The following is an 18,179-nucleotide window of genomic DNA, read 5'->3' as shown; positions in this document are numbered from 1 at the left end:
TTCCATCCGGAGGCACTTTCCCATGGCCGACCTTATCGTCGATGGCGGACACCCGATCTCGGGCACCGTCATTCCGTCGGGCAACAAGAATGCCGTTCTGCCGATGCTCTGCGCCACCCTGCTCACCGACGAGCCGGTGACGCTGGAAAACGTTCCCGAGATCAGCGACGTCGCCAAGATCCTCGCCTATTTCGAGAGCATGGGGTCGACCGTTGCCCGCGCCGACGACGGGGCGACGCTGACCATCCGCCACGACTTCGACGCCTTCCGCAGCGGAGAGGCGGACCTGCCGCTCGGCATCCGCTCCGCCGTGCTGCTGCTGGCGCCGGTGATGGTGCGCACCGGCACCCTCACCTTCGACACGGACGCCAAGGGGTGTGCCCTCGGCCTGCGCGAGATCGATCCGCATCTGGAGATCATCGAGCAGTTCGGCGCCCGCATCGTCGCGACGCATCCCTATGACATCCGCCGCGAGGAGCCGCTCAAGGGCCAGGCGATCTGGGCCGACTATGCATCCGTAACGGCGACCGAGACCTTCGCGATGATCGCCGCCACGGCGGAAGGCTCCTCCGTGCTGATGAACGCGGCCTCCGAGCCGCATGTGCAGGCCTTGTGCGAGATGCTGCGCTCGATGGGCGCGAAGATCGACGGTCTCGGCACCTCGCGCCTCACCGTGACCGGCGTCGAGCGCCTGTCGGGAACCCGCGTGCGGGTGCCGGACGACCATCATGAAGTCGCGACCTTCCTCGCCATCGGCGGCGTCACCGGCGGCCGGGTCACGGTGAAGACCGACATCACCCCGCACATGACGCTGATCCTGCGCCAGTTCGCCAAGCTCGGACTGCAGTTCGAGACCACCGACGGCGCGATCACCGTGACCGGCTGGACCCGCGAAATCTCGCGGCCCTATACGCGCGAGATGCTGCCGAAGATCGAGGCCGCCCCCTGGCCCTATTTCCCGGCCGACCTGCTGCCGCAGGCGATCGGCGTCGCCGTCGGCTGCCGCAGCGAGATCATGTTCTGGAACAAGATCTACGAAGGCGCGCTGGCCTGGAGCTCGGAGCTGGCGAAATTCGGCGCCCGTGTGCACCTGTCCGACCCGCACCGGCTGATCGTCTTCGGCGGCAACAACCTGCGGCCTGCGGAAGTCGAGGCGCCTTACATCATCCGCGTGGTGCTTGGCCTGTTCCTGGCGGCGATCCAGGTCGAGGGCCAGTCGATCATCCGCAAGGCCGATCCGATCCGCCGCGCCCATCCGCGCTTCGTCGAGAAGCTGACGGAACTGGGCGCGCAGGTCCGCTGGGCCTGATATCTCACTTGCGCGAAAGCGACCGATCATGTCGCTTTCGCGCGTCTGGACATCCTCCCCATCGCCGTTAGCCTGCAGGGGCCGGACACCGCGCGATGAGGAGGACACGCGATGAAGCTTGCCGAACTCGAGACATTCGTGGTCGGCAATCCGCCGCCCGGCTTCGGCGGGCGCTATTTCGTCTTCGTCAAGCTCACCACCGCCTGCGGCATTGTCGGCTATGGCGAGATCTATGCGGCGAGCTTCGGTCCCGAGGCGATGGCGTGCCTCGCCGAGGACGTCTTCGCCCGCTACCTGGAGAGTAGCGATCCCTTCGCCATCGAGGGGTTCTTCCGCAAGGCCTATGGCTCCGGCTTCACCCAGCGCCCGGACCCCACCATGTCGGGCGTTGTCAGCGGTCTCGAAATGGCGATGTGGGACATTATCGGCAAGGCGCTCGGCAAGCCGGTCCATGCCCTGCTCGGCGGACGCGTGCACGAGCGGCTGCGTTCCTACACCTATCTCTACCCGAAGGGCGACGAGGACCACGCCGCGTTCTATAGCGATCCGGACCTGTCCGCTGAACGTGCGGCCGAATATGTCGAGGAAGGCTTTACGGCGGTGAAGTTCGATCCCGCCGGCCCCTACTCGGTGCATGGCGGACGCCAGCCGGACCTGGAAGACCTCGACCGCAGCGAGCTGTTCTGCCGCCGCATCCGCGAGGCCGTCGGCAGCCGCGCCGACCTGCTTTTCGGCACCCATGGGCAGTTCACCGCATCGGGAGCCCTGCGCCTTGCCCGCCGGATCGAACCCTATGACCCGCTCTGGTTCGAGGAGCCGGTCCCGCCCGACATGCCGGAGGAGATGGCGCGGGTCGCGCACGGTACGACGATCCCGGTGGCGACTGGCGAGAGGCTCTGCACCAAATGGGAGTTCGCCCGCCTGCTCTCGACCGGCGCGGCCTCGATCCTGCAGATGAATCTCGGCCGCGTCGGCGGGCTGCTGGAGGCCAAGAAGATCGCCGGCATGGCTGAGGCCTGGCATGCCCAGATCGCGCCGCACCTTTATTGCGGACCCATCGTCGCCGCGGCGAACATTCAGCTCGCTGCCTGCTCACCGAACTTCCTGATCCTGGAATCGATCCGCCGGTTCGACGGTTTCCACGCCGATATCCTGAAGACGCCGCTGCGCTGGGAAAACGGTTATGTCATCGTGCCCGACGCGCCGGGGCTCGGCGTGGAACTCGACGAGGACGTCGCACGCGCGCATCCCTACACGGGATGCGCGCTGCATCTGGAGATGACCCAGACCCCGGTCGACCCCGTCCGGGATCGCCGGTTTCCGGGGAACGGCATCTGATCAGCGCTCGCCGTTGAGATCCCGGTCGAGCCTTGCGCCGACGGACAGCACGCGCTCGTCATGGCCCTTGGCGCCGCCGATCATCAACGCGCCGGGGCGACCGCTACTGGTGCCGCGCGTTGGCATCGACATCGCGCAGGCATCAGCGAGATTGAGCATCGACGTGTTGCGCAGCATCGCCGCGTTGATGCGGTCGAAGTCTGCAAGCGCGTCCTCGATGCTGGGCGGGCGGATCTGCAGCGTCGGGGCGATCATCGCATCAAAGCCCGACAGCGCCTCGGCCGTACGCGCGATCACTTCGAGGCGGGCGGCCTTCGCCCGCGCCAGATCCTCGTCGCTTACCGTCTCGCGGAAGCGGATGCGGGCCAGCACCCGGGGATCGCCGATGCCGGCGAGCGTGTCGAGATGATCCTTGTAGAGCGCATGCGCCTCGGCGGAGACGAGGATCCTGTTGAGCGGCAGCGCCTCGTGCAGGAAGCCGAGATCGAGCGGCACGAGGTCATGCCCGGCTTCGGCGAGGCACGCCTTGGCCGCCTCAAAATGGCCGCGCGACCACTCGTCCAGCTCATTGGTGAAGGCGTTCTCGGGCACGGCAAGACGCAAGCTGCCGACCGGCGCCTCGACGCCCGGCGCATCGCCCCCGCTCATCACCTGATAGGCAGCCAGCATGGTCGCGAAGTCCGCGGCCAGCGGTCCGCAGGAATCGAAGGAGACTGCCAGCGGGTGCACCCCTTCGAGCGGCACCTTGTCCTGGCTCGGCTTGTGGCCGTAAAGCCCGTTGATGGCGGACGGAATCCGGATCGAGCCGCCGGTGTCGGTGCCGAGCGCGATGTCGCACAGGCCAAGGCCCACCGTCACGCCGCCGCCCGAGGTCGAACCGCCCGGGATGCCGCCCTCCTCGAAGACATTCGACGGCGTGCCGTAGTGCGGATTGAGGCCGACGCCGGAATAAGCGAACTCGCTCATCGCCGTGCGGCCGAACGGCACGCCGCCAGCCGCCTTGACCCGCGCCACCACCGGGCAGTCTTCGGTTGCAGGCTCCCGGTCCTTCAAAAGCAGCGAGGCCGCCGTGGTGCGCTGGCCCGCCTCATCATAGAGATCCTTGACGGAGACCAGCAGCCCGGCCAGCGGCAGCGGCCTGTCGGCCGCCGCGACACGGGCCTCCGCCTCTGCCGCCGCCTGCAGGATGCGGGCAGGAGAAAACTCGGTGAAGAGCGCCGATGCTGCGTCCCCCAGCGCCTCGACACGCCCGATCGCGGCCCTGGCCTTCTCGACAATCTCACCCATACGCCTGCCTCCTCCTGTACCGGCTGGCCCGTCCGCCGGCGGCAATCTTCCCGCGAGCGGCGCCTCAGGCGACGATCGGCAGGACTGTTATGTCATAGCTGTGACCGATGCTGCGGCCGAGCACCGGATCGCGCAGTTCCATCCTGAATGCCGCCGCCGGCCGCACGCCGCCGATGGCGCCGAGCGTGCCGCAGAGCATGGCGGTACAGTCCCCGCGCTCGCGGGCGACATCCAGTCCGGAGCCCTCGATCAGATCGGCGAGCGGACGGATCGAGCCGACCTTGCCGTCCTGATAGGGGATCCAGTCACCGGCCGCATCCTCCTTGATCCAGGAGCGCAGTTCAAGCGCATCGAGATGGCCGGCGACCTCCTCGAACAGCCAGAGCTCACGCGCCACCGGCTTGGCGCAGGCCTGTTTGGACAATGCCACGGAATGGGCTTCGAGGTCGCGGTCCGTATGGTCGGAGGCAAGCCCGATGTGAAGCACGCCGTCCTTCGCCAGCAGGAAGGGCTCGACCTCGCCGGACGTGCCGCCGCCGACCACCTGGATGCGGGTCTCCTGGGTCAGGAGAGCGGCGGCGGTGCGATAGTAGAGCGGCACGGTGGAGGGCGGCGCCACGCCGATCTGCGCCAGTTCCTCGATGTGATGGCGGATCGCCTCGGGATCGCGTCCGGTCCAGCCGGCGACAGTCAGATCGGCGACGTGGACGACAAGCGGCGCACCGTTCAGGGTGAACTCCATGGGAGGCTCCTTGGAAAAGGGAAAGGGCCTGCGCCTGCGCCGGATCAGAGCGATCCGGGCAGGAACAGGGCGATTTGCGGGAAGGCGATAAGAGCGGCGACCATGGCGAGCATCACCAGGACGTAGGGAATGCAGCCCAGCATCACCTCGCTTAGCGAGCCGGACTTGCGCGCGCCCTGCACCACGTAGAGGTTGAGCCCGACAGGCGGCGTGATCAGCGCCATTTCCACCAGCACGATCATCATCACGCCGAACCAGACCTTGTCGTAACCGAGCCCGACCATGATCGGCACGACGATGGGGATGGTCGCAACCATCAACGACAGCGTCTCGATGAAGAAGCCGAGCACGATATAGAGAACGATCACCACCAGCAGCGTACCGAAGGGTGACAGGTTCAGGCTGTCGAAGAGACCCTGCAACTCGCGGCCAAGCCCGGCCGAGGCCAGCGTGAAGTTGAGGAAATAGGCACCGGCGATGATCAGCATGATCATCGCGGTGATGCGCACGGTGCCGAGCAGACTGTGCCGCAGCATGGCGAGCGATACGCCGCCGTTAAGCGCGGCGATCAGCAGCGCCATCGCAACGCCGACGGCGGCGGATTCCGTCGGCGTCGCCCACCCGGCATAGATCGATCCGATCACCACGATGAACAGGACGAGGATCGGCACCAGTTGGACAAGCGCTGCGAAGCGCTCGCCCCAGCCAAAACTGCGGCTCGGCCCGCCGAGCGAGGGCCTCAGCTTGCACAGGATCGCCGTGACAATCATGAAGGCGACCGCCATCAGTAGGCCCGGCAGCAGGCCGGCCAGGAACAGGCGCGGGATCGAGGTCTCGGTGAGGAAGCCGTAGACGATCAGGTTGATCGACGGCGGAATGAGGATGCCGAGCGTGCCGCCGGCCGCAATGGCGCCCGAAAACAGCTTGGGATCATAGCCGAGCTTCTCCGCCTGCGGCATCGCCACGGTCGCAACCGTCGCCGCTGTCGCGACCGACGAGCCGGACGTTGCCGAAAACATCGTTGCCGTGCCGATATTGGCGTGAACCAGCCCGCCCGGCAGCCAGGACACCCATTTGTCGAGGGATCCGTAGGTTCTCTCGGCGATGCCGCCGCGCACCAGGATCTCGCCGAGCAGCACGAAGAAGGGAATGGCGATCAGTGTGGCGGAATCGGAGGCCGACCACACCACCTGCCCCAGCCCCCGGATCAACGGAAACACCGAGAAGAACTCGGAGATGCCGAAGCCGAGCAGGAACAGGACGATGCCGACGGGAATCGACAGGGAGAGAAGCCCGAGAAGGGCGAGGGCGACGCTCCCGATCATGTGGCGTCCTCTCCCTCGCCGCGCGCGCCGATCATCGCGTCAGCGGTCCGGAAATCCCCTCGCAGCACCGTCACCAGCGCCAGCAGCACGAGAATGCAGGACGAGACGGCGAACCACACCCAACCGGAAAACCAGATCGACTGCGGGATCCACAGCGGCGTCTCCAGCGCGGTGTTGGCCCGCGAGCCGCGCACGAGGGTTTTGTCCAGCACCGGCCAGGCCTGGTAGGCGATGATGCAGACCGTCCCGGCGGCGACGCTCATGGCGAAGAGATCGAGCCACGCCCGCCCCCGCGTCTGCAGCTTCTGCCGCACGAGATCGATGCGCACATGCGCAAACTCGGTCAGGGCGTAGGAGAGGCCCCAGCTCGCGACGGCGGCCATTACATATCCGGAGATCTCGTCCGAGCCGCCGAAGGAGCGGCCGAACTGTCTCAGCGTGATGTCGGCGATCACGAAGCCCGCCGTCGCCAGAACGACGATGCCGACCAGCAGGGCAAGCCAGGAGTTCATGCGGCGGAGGGCCGCGGCAAGATTGTCCGTCATGTCGCGGCCCCCTCTTGGTTCACATCGTCAGTTGACGGTGACGCCGGTGGTCTGGCCGACGCTGTCGTTCCAGCGCTTGACCCAGTCGGCGCCGGCCCGCTCCGCCCATTCCGGCAGGACCGTCTCGGTCAGGATCTTGCGCGCGGTGGCGACATCTTCCGCGCTCGCCTCGATCAGTTTCATGGAGGCCGGCTTGCCGACCGGGCACTCGCCATTGCCGGTCAGGCAGGCCGTGTCGGTGGTGATCGAGGCCGCCACCGCGTCCCAGGCCGGCGTCTCGAACTTGTCCTTGATCTGGGTCTCAATCAGGGTGCGGGTCTCTTCCGGCAGGGCGTTCCAGCGGTCGAGATTGATCGCGGTCACCACCGAATCCCATCCGCCCAGCGGCAGGTTCATCAAGGTATCGGTGACCTCCCACCAGCCGGCGCTGTAGCCCGAGCCCGAACCGGTGACCGCACAATCGATGACGCTGCGCTCCAGCGCGCCGGGCACCTCGGAGAAAGCGACGTTGACCCCTTCGGCGCCCAGCGCCTCGAGGAACTTGGTGGTCATGCGCCCCGAGCCGCGGATCTTCTTGCCCTTGAGATCGGCGAGCGAGGCAACCTCGCCCTTGCAGAACACCACCTGCGGCGGATAGGGGGCGATCGCCAGCACCTTGGCATTGAAGCGCTCGGCATAGATGTCCTCGACCATCGGACGGGCGGCGGCCACCATGGCACGGGCCTCGTCGGCGGTCGTGGCGATCAGCGGCACGTCGAGCCCTTCAAGTTCGGGCGCATCGCCGACCGCGTAGTCGGCAACGGTCATGCCGACGTCGAAGACGCCGTCGCCCAGCATGCGGAACACGTCGCCGCCCTGGATACCCATCTGGTTGTGGGTGGTCATCTGCACCTCGATGGCACCATTCGATGCCGCCGGCAGGATCTCGGTCCAGAACGGGGCCTCAAACTTCTGGTGCAGGGGAAGGTTCGACCAACTGCCGACGACGGACAGCGTTTCCGCCGAAGCGGGGGCGGCAACGGCAAAGGACAGGGCCGTGGCGGCGAGCAGGCTGGAGGCAATGCGCTTCATGTGGGACTCCTCTGGTTTTCGTTCACGTCGAAGCGGGCCAGACGCCGCCCAGCGAGAATTCGGCGGCATCGGCGGAGAGATCGGTCACCAACATGTGGCCGGGCTCATGGGTGATGGCGATCTCCGGCCGGGCCTGGCGGATCGCCATCTGCGGGGTCACGCCGCAGGCCCAGAACACGGGAATGGCGCCCGGAGCCAGGTCCGGGACATCGCCGAAATCAGGCGTCATCAGATCGCAAATGCCGATCGCCGCCGGATCGCCGATATGCACCGGCGCGCCATGCGCCAGCCGGTAGCGGTCGGAGAGCAGCACCGCCTGGATCGCGTCGGAGGGATGGAAAGAGCGCATTGACACCACCAGCGGCCCACCGAAGGGCCCGCTCGGCGCCGTCGGCAGGCTGGTAATGTACATCGGCACGTTCCTGCCGCCCTCGAAATGCGGTAGCGGAATGCCCGCCCGCACGATCGCCGCCTCGAAGGAAAACGAGCAGCCGAGAACGAAGGCCACGAAATCCTCGCGCCATACCTCGGCAAGATCCGGCACCGAGGTGTATCCCTCCTGCCCCGCGCGAAACACGCGATAGCCCGACACGTCGGTGCGGATATCAAGATCCACTCCCAGCGAGGGGATATTCGGATCGCCGGGCTCGGACACGCCGATCAGCGGGCAGGGCTTGGGATTGAGGGTGCAGAAGCGCAGGAAGTCGCCGGCAAGCGCGGCCGGCAGGATCGCGAGATTGCCCTGCAGGCATCCGTTGCCGTAGCCGGCGGTCGGGCCGCGGAACCGCCCCTGCCGAATGCTGCGCCGAAGCTCGGCGGGGGAGAGACCGCGGAAGGCATCCGGATCGGATGCGGCACGATCAACGGCGACAGATGCAGACACGCTGGCAGCCTCCTCACAGGTCCCTTGAGGATTGCCAGTCGAAATGATCTTGTCAAGTTATCGATATAAGATTTTTATGATCTCTTTTCAATATCATTTTGATCACATGCGCGCGCAATTGCCGCAACCTCTTCCCCCACGTCGCGATTTCGATCCGGCATATAGGCCACGACGAACCTCAGGGCGCTCAACTGCGCCTCTGCCACGACGTTCAGCCGGCGGATCCGGGAGCGGAACAGGTCGGCCTCGGCGATGCGCACCGGCAGCACGCCGATGCCAAAGCCGTCGGCGACCAGATGCAGGACGGTCGACAGGCTGGCGGATCCGTGCAGGTCGGGCGGCGGCAGATCGGGAGCGGCGAGCAGCCCCTCCAGTTCCCGAAAGGGAGGCGTACCCTTCGGAAAGGAGACGATGGTCTGGCGAGCGAGATCGGCCAGCGTCAGCGGCTCCGCGCTCTCCGATCGGCGAAGCGGATCGGCGGCAGCGCCATACCAGCCGAGCGGCTGGCGCTGCAGCGGCACCACCGCTGCTCCGCTCGGCACGCTCTCGCGCAGCATGATCGCAACATCCAGCCCGTCATCGGCAAGGGCGACGCCCAATTCGCGCGACGTGTCGACCGACAGTTCGAAGCGCACCCGCTGGTGCGCGCCCTTCAACTGGTTCAGCAACTCGCTGAGGATCGTGTGGACGATAGTCTCGGCAACGCCGATACGGACCGTGCCGCTCAGCCCGCCCGGGCGGGTGATCTCCTGGATCAACCGGTCGCGGGCCGCGCTCAGCCGCTGCGCCTCTTCGAGAAACCGGCGCCCGACCGGGGTCAACCGGACCTGCCGGCGTCCGCGGTCGAACAGTTGGATGCCGAGGCGTTTTTCCAGCGCCAACACCCGGTTGGAGATCGCCGATTGCGACAGGCCATATTTGGCGGCGGCGGCCCGAAAGCCGCCCGCCCGCACGATATCCTGCAGGATCTCCACATCCTTCAGTTCGAACACCCGGACCTCCTCCCTCCCGGCGCCCCTGGCGCGAACAACGACGCATCGTCGGGGAACGCCTATCCGGTTTCAAGCGTCCGGATGTCCTGTCAACCTTGCAGTCCGCGCCCCAGCACCGAAGACAGTCGGCGCGCGAAGGCAACCGGGTCCGCCGGCACCTCGCCGTCGAGGATCAGCGCCTGGTCGAACAGCAGCCAGGCGGTGTCCGCAAGCCCGTCCTTGTCGCCGCCGCCGGCCAGCGCGCGCGACAGGCTCGCAAGCAGCGCATGCGTTGGGTTGAACTCCAGCACCGGCGCAAGGCGCGTCCGCCCGTCTCCCTGCCGCGACATCAGCTTCTCGAACTGCCGGTCGGGCCCGTGCTCGGGAGCGACGAGGCAGACCGGGCTCTCAGCAAGCCGCGAGGAGCTGCGCACGTCCGAAACCCGCTCGCCGAGCGTCTCCTTCAGGAACGCCGTGACCAGGCCGATATCGGTGTCCCCGGTCTCGGCCTTCTTTTCGGCACCGGCCTCCGTCTCGCTGACCGGGATCGCATCGAGCTCTGCCGCCCCTTGCGTGATCGAGCGGAACGGCTTGCCCTCGAAGCCCTCCACCATCTGAACCCAGAACGCATCGACAGGGTCGGACAGATACAGCACCTCGACGCCGCGGGCGCGGAAGCCCTCCAGATGCGGGCTGGCGGCGATCGCCTCCTGGCTCGCGCCGGTCGCGTAGTAGATCTGGGTCTGGTTCTCCTTCAGGTCCGCGACATAGTCGCGAAGCGAGCGCCAGTTCGCCCTGTTGTCGCGGCTGCTGCGGAAGCGAGCGAGGCCGAGCAGCTTTTCCCGGCGCTCGAAGTCCTCGTAGAGGCCTTCCTTCAACACCGGACCGAAGGTCTCCCAGACCTTCTCGTAGGTGGACGCATCGCTCTCCGACAGCTTCTGCAGGTCCCCGAGCAGCCGGTTGGTTACGCCCTTGCGAATGGCGTCCAGCACCGGGTTGTGCTGCAGCATCTCGCGCGACAGGTTGAGCGGCAGGTCGGCGGAATCGATCACGCCGCGCACGAAGCGCAGCCATGCCGGCAAAAGCTCCACATCGTCGGCGATGAACACCCGCCGCACATAGAGCTTCACCCGCCCCTTGCGGTCGGGATCGAACAGGTCGAACGGCTTCATCGACGGCACGAACAGCAGCACGGAATATTCGTGCCGTCCTTCCGCCCGGTAGTGAACGGTCATTGCCGGCTCGTCGAACTGGCCGGAGACGTGGCCGTAGAATTCGCGATATTCCTCTTCGCCGATCTCCGACTTCGGACGCGTCCAAAGCGCGGTGCCGTCAGCGAGGCGCCGCGGTTCAGCCGGCGCCCCGTCTTCGGCCGGCGGCACGGCCAGGGTGATCGGCACCGGCACATGCGCGGAATAGGCACGCACGATCCGCTCGATGGTGGCGGGCCGCGCATAGGAAGTCGCATCGTCCTTGAGATGCAGGATTACGCGGGTTCCGCGCACGGGCACGTCCGCCGCCAAGGGCACCGGCTCCACCGTGAAGGCGCCGAGCCCGTCCGAACTCCACTGCCAGGCCTCATCGCTGCCGGCGGCACGGCTCACCACGTCCACCTTCTCGGCCACCATGAAGGCGGAGTAGAAGCCGACGCCGAACTGGCCGATCAACGCCGTTCCGTCCTTGCCCTCGCCCAGCCTGTCGATGAAGGCCTTGGTACCGGAGCGGGCGATGGTGCCGAGATTGTCGATCAGCTCCTGCCGGCTCATGCCGGAGCCGTTGTCGGACACCACCAGCCTGCGGCCGGCCTCGTCCGCCTCCAGACGGATGCCGAACTCGGCATCCTCGCCGAGGAGCGAAGGATCGGTGAGAGCCGCATGGCGCAGGCGCTCGCAGGCATCGGCGGCATTGGAGATCAGCTCGCGGAGGAAGATGTCCTTGTTGGAATAGACCGAGTGCACCATGAGATGGAGCAACCGCGCGACCTCCGCCTGGAAGGCGTGGCTCTGCGGCGCCTGGGTGCCTGCCTCTGTCGTGTTCGGCTCGGTGCTCATTGGTTCTGACTGCCCCATACGCTCTGAAATGTCTGAGGGTGAAACGCCTTTCGCGCGGGATCGAGCCCGGCAGATGCGAAGGCGGCTGAGATATCGGCGAGCGATGCGGCGAAATCAAGCGCCTCTGCCACTGCCTGGCCCGGCCTGAGCGGAACCCGGCCACACGCCCTCCTCCTGCGCCACTTGTCTTAGCAGCGACGGCCGGTCGGTGACGATGCCGTTGACGCCCATGCGGATCAGCCTGCGCATCTCCGCCTCCTCGTCGATTGTCCACACATGCACGGCGATCCCGCTGGCAGTGCAGTGGCGCACGAAGCCGGGCGTTGCGAGAGGAACACCGTATTGCGTCAGCGGGATCTGCGCGCAGGCAACGTCAGGCGTCGGCAGCGGGACGCCCCAGGCGCCGAAGCGCAAGGCCGTCACCGCGCGCGGCCCGCTGCTGAGACAGACCCTGTCGCCGAAGCGGGCGCGGGCCGCCCGCAACCTTGCATCGGAGAAGGAGGCGACGCAGACGCGGTCGAGACACGCCATCCGCTCCAGCAGGTCGAGCGTCGGCTGCAAGGCCTGGTCGGTCTTGATGTCGATGTTGAAGCGCAGGTCCGGATAGCTCTCCAGCGCTTCGGCAAGGGTCAGCAGCGGCTCGCCGCCCTGCATGCGCACACCGGCAAGATCCGACATGACCAGCGAGGAAACGACGCCCTGCCCGTCCGTCGTCCGTTCCAGCGTGTCGTCGTGGAAGACGACCACCCGCTCATCGCGCGAGGCCTGCACATCGATCTCGATATAGCGGTAGCCGAGGTCTGCCGCGGCGGAGAAGGCCTGGCGGCTGTTTTCCGGGTTCTCCAGCCCGCCGCCGCGATGGGCAAGCGCATGAAAGCCCGGCTCCGCCAGATAGGGATGCGCGAAGCCGCCGCGCCGCACCGCGCTCATGCCCAGCGCCCGTCCGGATCGAGCGCCATCCTGCGCCCCAGCCGGGCGGAGGCGTGCGCTGCCTCGATGAGGCCGATCACCCGTGCCGCCGATGTCATGGTCACCGGCACTTCGGCCCCGGTCTCAATGGCCTGCCGCATCCCTTCGTAGAAGGTCAGCCAGCGCCCGCGCTCGCAAGGCACCGGGCGGCGGCTTCCATCCGGGTCGACGATCTCGCCCCACTGCGTCTGCGGCTCGAGCCCGAACCGCGGATCGAGCGGTGCCATGCCCCCCTTGAGCTGGTCCTCCTGCACGTCGAGACCCTGCTTGCGGAACGTGCCGAGCGTCCCCTCGATGCGGAAGCGATCGCGCGGCGCGGCGGCGATCAGCGACACGCCGAGCGACAGGCGCATGCGTCCGAGCCCCATCAGGAGTTCGAACCCGTCATCCGTCACACCGCCCTGCCGCTGGGTGAAGACATCCGCCTGCAGCCAGTCGGGCATTCCGACGAGTTGCAGCGCCTGGTCGATGAGGTGGGAGCCGAGGTCGTAGAGATTGCCGGAAGCCGGTGCCTGCCGATCGCGCCAGCGTTCCAGAACCTGCGGCCGGAACCGGTCCCACACGAGCCGCAGCGCGGCAATCTCGCCGAGTTCGCCGCTTTCCAGCAGGCGCTTCGCGGTCAGGAAATCGCTGTCCCAACGGCGGTTGTGATAGACGGCGAGCTTCAAGCCCCGCTCCTGGGCCATCGCCGCCAGTTGCTCCGCCTCGCTGCGGGTCGGCGTCGCCGGCTTGTCGACGACCACATGGCGCCCGGCTTCAAGCGCGGCGCGCACCTGCGGGACATGCAGCACGTTCGGCGTGACGATGACGACAAGGTCGATATCGGGCCGCGCCAGCAGCGCCCCGAAGTCGGGCAGCACCGCCGCGCCTGGAAAATCGGCAGCAACCTCTTCGCCCCGCGAGGTGACCACCGCCGCGACCTCCATCCCGGCGGCCGCGACCAGCGGCGCGTGCAGATAGCGTCCCGCCGCTCCATACCCGGAAAATCCGACCCGCAGCCCCATCACATTCCGCTCCTGCCTCACCTTGGCCGGGATCTTGGGAAAAACCGGCGCAAGGAGCAAGCCGTTCACCGGGTTTTACCGTGCCGATTGACGGTGATAGAGGATTGGGCTGCAATCACGGTCCTGTGAGGGGCGAAAGCGAGCGGCTGCACCGGCAGTCCAGCAGGCAGTGCTTGTCCCCATTCGGCCGCGGAAGGAACCTGTTCATGCGCCTCCTGCAGAGCATCGCCCTCATCGCCTGCATCGGTGTTTCGCAAATCCTCGGCACCGCTTCCAGCCTTGCCGCCGAGCGGCTGGCGCTGGTCATCGGCAATGCGGACTATTCCGGTGGTGCGATGACACCGCTCAAGAACCCGGTCAACGATGCCGCCCTGATCGCCGACGCACTGCGCCAATCGGGCTTTTCCGTCGAGACCGTGCTGGACGCGGACCTGCGCACCATGAAGCAGGCCTTGCGCGAGTTCACCACGCGCCTTTCGGCGGCGGGCGAGGGCTCCATCGCCGCCGTCTACTATTCCGGCCACGGCTTTCAGGCAGGCGGGCGCAACTATCTTGCTCCCATCGGCGCCGACCTGAAGGACGAGGTCGATGCGGAGTTCGAGGCCCTCGCCGTCGACTGGGTCCTTTCCACCGTCGAGGCGGCGCACAAGGGTGCCAACATCGTCATTCTCGATGCCTGCCGCAACACCGCGCTCAGCCGTTCCATCGGCACCGGCGGGCTGGCGCTGCTGAGCAGCACGCCGCGCGGCAGCTTCATCTCCTTCGCCACCGCTCCCGGCAGCACCGCCGCCGACGGCAGCGGGCTCAACAGCCCCTATACGGCCGCCATCGCCGCCGAGATGCTCGTTCCCGGCCGCAGCGTCGAGGCGGTGTTCAAGGCGGTCCGCCTGCGCGTTGTCGAGGCGACCGGCGGCGACCAGGTACCATGGGACCACTCCTCGCTGACCTCGGAAATCGTCTTCGTGCCGGATGGCGCAGCGGCTGGCGGCAATACCCTCGCCGCGGCAGCGCCGGGTTCTGCAGTTCAGCTCGAACTGCAACTGTGGAACGACGTCAAGGACAGCGGCTCGGCCGAGCAGATCCGCGCCTATCTCGACCGCTTCCCGGACGGCGCCTTCGCCGCCCTTGCGAAAACCCGACTGGAGGACGCCGAGGCAGGCAGCGGCAGGGTCGAGCAGCTCTTCGCCCAGCTCGCCAGCCGCTCGCTGATCGTCGACACCCCGACCCAGCCGCACGAGTTCTACTCCAACGCCCGTCTCAAGGAGATCCGCGGCGACTATCCGGGCGCCCGGCAGGACTATCTCAAATATTTCGCCTTCGGCCTGCCGCAGGTCGACCCGCACCTGCGCTTCCAGTCGGTGCTGCGGGTGCAGGAAGGACGGGCCGGCGCGCTGGAGATCTACCGCTCCCTGTCGCAGGGGCGAAACGATCCAACGACCCTGTTCGCCGAGATCCTGCTGGAGGAGCGCGAGGAGCGCGTCCGCCGCCTCGGCGCGTTCCTGGACGCCTATCCCGACTTCTCGCCGGCGCTCTACGCCCTGTCGCAGGACTACAGCCAGACGCGGCTCGGCCAGCAATCGGCCACCGACAAGGCCCGCGAGCGCGATCTCCTCGACCGTTTCATGGCCGCAGTCGAGGACGGCCGGTTCCTGCGTTACTATCTCGACCAGCAGATGGCGGCCGAGCAGGTCGAGGACGCCAAGACCCGCCTCGCCGCCCTCTCCTTCATCAACCCGGCGGCGCTCGCAAATCCGGTGCGCCTCAACGCCATGCGCTCCAACCAGGGCTGGATGCTGACGCTCGCCATTGCCGACAGGGCCCAGGAGATCTTCGTGAAGCTGCCGGGCAGCGAACCGCGCTCCACCGGCTTTGTCAGCGGCGCGGTCGATCCCTCGACCGGCGCGCCGATCCCCTATCCAGCCTTCGAGCTTCCCGGCAATGCCGGCGATACGGCCATCGAGGTCAGCTACCGCAACATCCATGGCGAGATGCAGGGGCCCTTCTCCGTCAACTTCACGCCCGGCGACGCCCTCGTCTCCGGCCAGAAGGACATTCTCGAGCGCTTGACCTCCGGCTGGCTCGCCTTCCGCGACTGGGACGGGCGCAAGCTGCTCTATTTCACCCACCTGATCAGCTATCGCTGCGCGATCCAGGAAGTCCGCTACGCCCTCGACAGCGACACTCCCGACCAGGTGTTCGACACCGGTCCCTGCGATCCGGACAACCCGCACGCGATCCCGAGTTCGGGGCCGGGCTCCACTGTCCATATCGACATTCCGGCAAGGACCGCCTTCGTCTCCGTGGAGCTCTTCTATCGGGACGGCACGCGATCCGGCGTGAAGCGTTTCGACGCCGCCCAATGACCCTCTTGCGGCACATCATGACAGCCGCACGGCCAGATGAGAGGTCGCCGTGACCTCACCACCGGTCGTGCAACAAGGCCGACGTCGGGGATGGCGCTTTGAAGCTGTCGCGATTGTGCTTGCCACCTTGCTGTCCCTGTTGGCCGCTGCCCGGCTCGAACCGCTGGCGGGCGACGTGGCCCTGCCGTTCGCCCCGTCTCCCTCGCCGCAGATCCTGTCGCGGATCGTCGTGGTGATGGTGACGGAGGACACGCTCGCCACCTTCCCCTATCGCTCCCCCATCGACCGGGAGTTCCTCGCCGGTCTGATCGAGCGCCTCGACCGGGCAGGGGCGAGCGCGGTCGGCATCGACATCCTGCTGGACCAGCCGAGCCTGCTGCAAAAGGACCGGGCGCTGTTTTCGGCGATCGATAAGGCCTCGCTTCCGGTCGTCCTCGCCTATGCAACCTCCTCTGACGGTCTCACGGAACGACAGACCGCCTTTTCGGCAAGGCATGTCGCGACGCGCCGCCATGGCCTGATCGCCCTGCCGCGGGATGAGATCGACGGCGTCGTCCGCCACGTGCCGCAAGCTCGAACCGAGAGGGGCGAGAGACTGGACACCTTCCCCGGAGTTCTGGCCCGGGAGGCGGCCCCCGGCGCCGGGGCGGCTGCAAGGTCCAGATCCCGCATCCTGTATGGCAACGCCGCCTCCGCACCCTTCACGCTCTATCCCGCGCATCTCGTGCGCCTGCTCCCCGACGACTGGTTCGCCGGCAAGATCGTCCTCATAGGCACGGACCTGCCGACCATCGACCGGCATCCGACGCCGATGGTCGTGGGCCAGGGCAGCGAGGCCGGGACGATCCCCGGCGTGCTGATCCATGCCCATATCCTCGCCCAACATCTCGCTGGATTGTCCCTGCCCGCCTTCCCTCCCTCAGCGAGGATCGCGGCGACCCTGACGCTGGCCGTGCTCGCGGCCCTGGCGATGGCCCTGCCGCTGCCTCCCCGCCGCCTGGTCCTGCTGCTGTTTGCCGGCCTTCTTGCCTATGGGATCGCCGCCGGCTGGCTGGTGGCGAGCGGAACGGGGCTGCCCCCGCTGGTCTCATCGCCCCTTGCGGCTCTTGCGACAGCGGGCCTGCTCGCCTGGCGAAAATGGCAGATCGAACGCTCCGAGCGGGCCTTCCTGCGCCTTGCCTTCTCCCGCTATGTCAGCCCGGCCGTAGTCGAGCGCATCGCCTCGGGCCGCCTGCCGCTGGAGCTTGGCGGCGAGAAGCGGCGGGTTACCTACCTCTTCACCGATCTTGAGGGGTTCACAACCCTGTCCGAGCAGCTTGAACCTGCCGCCCTCGCGGACATCCTCAATCCCTATCTGGACGAGATGTGCCGTTTGATGACCGAGCACGGCGCAACCATCGACAAGATCATCGGCGACGCCGTGGTCGGTTTCTTCGGGGCACCCGACGAGGACCCCAACCAGGAGAGCCATGCCGTTGCGCTCGCACATGCCCTCGACGATTTTGCACAAGCCTATCGGCTGAAGGTTGCCGGCCGCGGCATCCATCTCGGCGCGACGCGGATCGGCCTGCATGCCGGCGACGCGGTGATCGGCAATTTCGGTGGCAGCCGGTTCTTCGACTACACGGGCATCGGCGACACGGTGAACACCGCCGCGCGGCTGGAGGGCGCCAACCGATTTCTCGGCACCCGCATCCTGATGAGCGACAGCGTCGCCGGCCGCTGCCCTGGCGACGCCTGTCGGCCGGCCGCCGACCTCGTGCTCAAGGGACGCAGCAGCCCGCTTCGCTGTTTCGAGCCTCTTGCGGAGGGACGGCGGGATCCGGCATGGCTTGCCGCCTATCGGACCGCGTTTGCCGCGATGCGCGCGGGCGACGGAAGCGCCGCCGCCCTGTTCGAGACCGCGCTGCGCCTGAAGCCCGACGATCCGCTGGCGCTGCTGCATCTCCGGCGCTTGCAGGCCGGCGAAAGCGGGGCCACATTGGTGCTTGAGGGCAAATGAGGCAGGTGAGACGCGCTTCGCGTGCGCAGGACGACCGCAAGCGCGAAGGCTGGATGAACACAAGACCCGTATGTGGACGGCCCCCTGAGGGCAAGCGATTAGTTGAGGCTCGCTCGGATCGACAGCGGTTCGTATGTCCGGCCTGTTTCGGCGGCATGGTGAACCGCCATGGCCCAAGATGGGTTGCGCGTGGGGCGGCGCCTAACGGAACCACGGCCTCGACGGCCGGTCGGGTCGCACGGCGTGTCCGCCTCACGTGATCGATCGAACGCTCCATCTCCCTCTCGGCTTGCCGCTCCCTCAAGCCCGGCCGGCGTGG

14 protein-coding genes are annotated in these 18,179 nt (G+C 67.3%); 4 read left to right on the top strand and 10 right to left on the bottom strand.

Going from position 1 to position 18,179, the window contains the following annotated elements:
- Window positions 1–22: 22 nt before the first annotated feature.
- On the top strand, window positions 23–1,309 hold the full coding sequence (locus TSB10GB4_RS16260) for a UDP-N-acetylglucosamine 1-carboxyvinyltransferase (protein ID WP_186388328.1): 1,287 nt from the start codon (window positions 23–25) through the stop codon (window positions 1,307–1,309).
- 111 nt (window positions 1,310–1,420) lie between these two features.
- A complete protein-coding gene (locus tag TSB10GB4_RS16255) occupies window positions 1,421–2,647 on the top strand; it encodes a mandelate racemase/muconate lactonizing enzyme family protein (protein ID WP_186396591.1) in 1,227 nt (408 codons plus the stop codon).
- On the opposite strand, the gene TSB10GB4_RS16250 is transcribed toward TSB10GB4_RS16255, so the two are convergent.
- The 10 genes from TSB10GB4_RS16250 to TSB10GB4_RS16205 form a co-directional block, all read right to left on the bottom strand.
- Complete coding sequence (locus tag TSB10GB4_RS16250) at window positions 2,648–3,934, bottom strand: amidase family protein (protein ID WP_186396590.1); 1,287 nt, start codon at window positions 3,932–3,934, stop codon at window positions 2,648–2,650.
- A 64-nt stretch (window positions 3,935–3,998) separates the two neighbouring features.
- Window positions 3,999–4,676, bottom strand: coding sequence for a DUF2848 domain-containing protein (locus TSB10GB4_RS16245; protein ID WP_186396589.1), 678 nt, complete (start codon window positions 4,674–4,676; stop codon window positions 3,999–4,001).
- A gap of 44 nt (window positions 4,677–4,720) precedes the next feature.
- Window positions 4,721–6,001: a TRAP transporter large permease gene (locus TSB10GB4_RS16240; RefSeq protein WP_186396588.1), complete on the bottom strand. Its 1,281-nt coding sequence runs from the start codon at window positions 5,999–6,001 to the stop codon at window positions 4,721–4,723.
- Entirely contained in the window at window positions 5,998–6,546 is a 549-nt protein-coding gene (locus TSB10GB4_RS16235) for a TRAP transporter small permease subunit (RefSeq protein WP_186396587.1), read from the bottom strand. The genes TSB10GB4_RS16240 and TSB10GB4_RS16235 overlap by 4 nt, the downstream gene beginning before the upstream one ends.
- 27 nt (window positions 6,547–6,573) lie before the next feature.
- On the bottom strand, window positions 6,574–7,617 hold the full coding sequence (locus TSB10GB4_RS16230) for a TRAP transporter substrate-binding protein (RefSeq protein ID WP_186396586.1): 1,044 nt from the start codon (window positions 7,615–7,617) through the stop codon (window positions 6,574–6,576).
- 22 nt (window positions 7,618–7,639) lie between these two features.
- Window positions 7,640–8,500 carry a putative hydro-lyase gene (locus TSB10GB4_RS16225; protein WP_186396585.1) on the bottom strand — a complete coding sequence of 287 codons (861 nt, stop codon included), beginning with the start codon at window positions 8,498–8,500 and terminating at the stop codon, window positions 7,640–7,642.
- A 74-nt stretch (window positions 8,501–8,574) separates the two neighbouring features.
- Window positions 8,575–9,492, bottom strand: a complete 918-nt coding sequence (locus TSB10GB4_RS16220) for a LysR family transcriptional regulator (RefSeq protein WP_186388336.1) — start codon at window positions 9,490–9,492, stop codon at window positions 8,575–8,577.
- Between the two features lie 89 nt (window positions 9,493–9,581).
- The gene (htpG, locus tag TSB10GB4_RS16215) at window positions 9,582–11,522 is read right to left on the bottom strand and encodes a molecular chaperone HtpG (RefSeq protein ID WP_186396584.1); all 1,941 of its coding nucleotides are present in this window, start codon (window positions 11,520–11,522) and stop codon (window positions 9,582–9,584) included.
- Between the two features lie 114 nt (window positions 11,523–11,636).
- Entirely contained in the window at window positions 11,637–12,452 is an 816-nt protein-coding gene (locus TSB10GB4_RS16210) for a glycerophosphodiester phosphodiesterase (protein ID WP_186396583.1), read from the bottom strand.
- Window positions 12,449–13,495, bottom strand: a complete 1,047-nt coding sequence (locus TSB10GB4_RS16205) for a Gfo/Idh/MocA family oxidoreductase (protein ID WP_186396582.1) — start codon at window positions 13,493–13,495, stop codon at window positions 12,449–12,451. Before TSB10GB4_RS16205 ends, TSB10GB4_RS16210 begins: the two co-directional genes overlap by 4 nt.
- 206 nt (window positions 13,496–13,701) lie before the next feature.
- On the opposite strand from TSB10GB4_RS16205, the gene TSB10GB4_RS16200 reads away from it, so the two are divergent.
- Both TSB10GB4_RS16200 and TSB10GB4_RS16195 read left to right on the top strand, forming a co-directional pair.
- Complete coding sequence (locus TSB10GB4_RS16200) at window positions 13,702–15,858, top strand: caspase family protein (protein ID WP_186396581.1); 2,157 nt, start codon at window positions 13,702–13,704, stop codon at window positions 15,856–15,858.
- Between the two features lie 115 nt (window positions 15,859–15,973).
- Window positions 15,974–17,860, top strand: a complete 1,887-nt coding sequence (locus TSB10GB4_RS16195; RefSeq protein ID WP_186396580.1) for an adenylate/guanylate cyclase domain-containing protein — start codon at window positions 15,974–15,976, stop codon at window positions 17,858–17,860.
- Window positions 17,861–18,179: the final 319 nt, after the last annotated feature.

This window comes from Stappia sp. TSB10GB4 (assembly GCF_900185745.1).
Taxonomy (GTDB): Bacteria; Pseudomonadota; Alphaproteobacteria; order Rhizobiales; family Stappiaceae; genus Stappia.
Note: the sequence above shows the minus strand (reverse complement) of the source record. Positions and strands in the feature narration are given on the sequence as shown.

What these genes read in the sequence shown, in the direction of transcription:
- TSB10GB4_RS16235 (WP_186396587.1), bottom strand. Translation starts at nt 6,546, where the DNA reads ATGACGGACAATCTTGCCGCGGCCCTCCGCCGCATGAACTCCTGGCTT.
- TSB10GB4_RS16260 (WP_186388328.1), top strand. Translation starts at nt 23, where the DNA reads ATGGCCGACCTTATCGTCGATGGCGGACACCCGATCTCGGGCACCGTC.
- TSB10GB4_RS16230 (WP_186396586.1), bottom strand. Translation starts at nt 7,617, where the DNA reads ATGAAGCGCATTGCCTCCAGCCTGCTCGCCGCCACGGCCCTGTCCTTT.
- TSB10GB4_RS16200 (WP_186396581.1), top strand. Translation starts at nt 13,702, where the DNA reads ATGCGCCTCCTGCAGAGCATCGCCCTCATCGCCTGCATCGGTGTTTCG.
- TSB10GB4_RS16210 (WP_186396583.1), bottom strand. Translation starts at nt 12,452, where the DNA reads ATGAGCGCGGTGCGGCGCGGCGGCTTCGCGCATCCCTATCTGGCGGAG.
- TSB10GB4_RS16205 (WP_186396582.1), bottom strand. Translation starts at nt 13,495, where the DNA reads ATGGGGCTGCGGGTCGGATTTTCCGGGTATGGAGCGGCGGGACGCTAT.
- TSB10GB4_RS16240 (WP_186396588.1), bottom strand. Translation starts at nt 6,001, where the DNA reads ATGATCGGGAGCGTCGCCCTCGCCCTTCTCGGGCTTCTCTCCCTGTCG.
- htpG (WP_186396584.1), bottom strand. Translation starts at nt 11,522, where the DNA reads ATGAGCACCGAGCCGAACACGACAGAGGCAGGCACCCAGGCGCCGCAG.
- TSB10GB4_RS16255 (WP_186396591.1), top strand. Translation starts at nt 1,421, where the DNA reads ATGAAGCTTGCCGAACTCGAGACATTCGTGGTCGGCAATCCGCCGCCC.
- TSB10GB4_RS16250 (WP_186396590.1), bottom strand. Translation starts at nt 3,934, where the DNA reads ATGGGTGAGATTGTCGAGAAGGCCAGGGCCGCGATCGGGCGTGTCGAG.
- TSB10GB4_RS16245 (WP_186396589.1), bottom strand. Translation starts at nt 4,676, where the DNA reads ATGGAGTTCACCCTGAACGGTGCGCCGCTTGTCGTCCACGTCGCCGAT.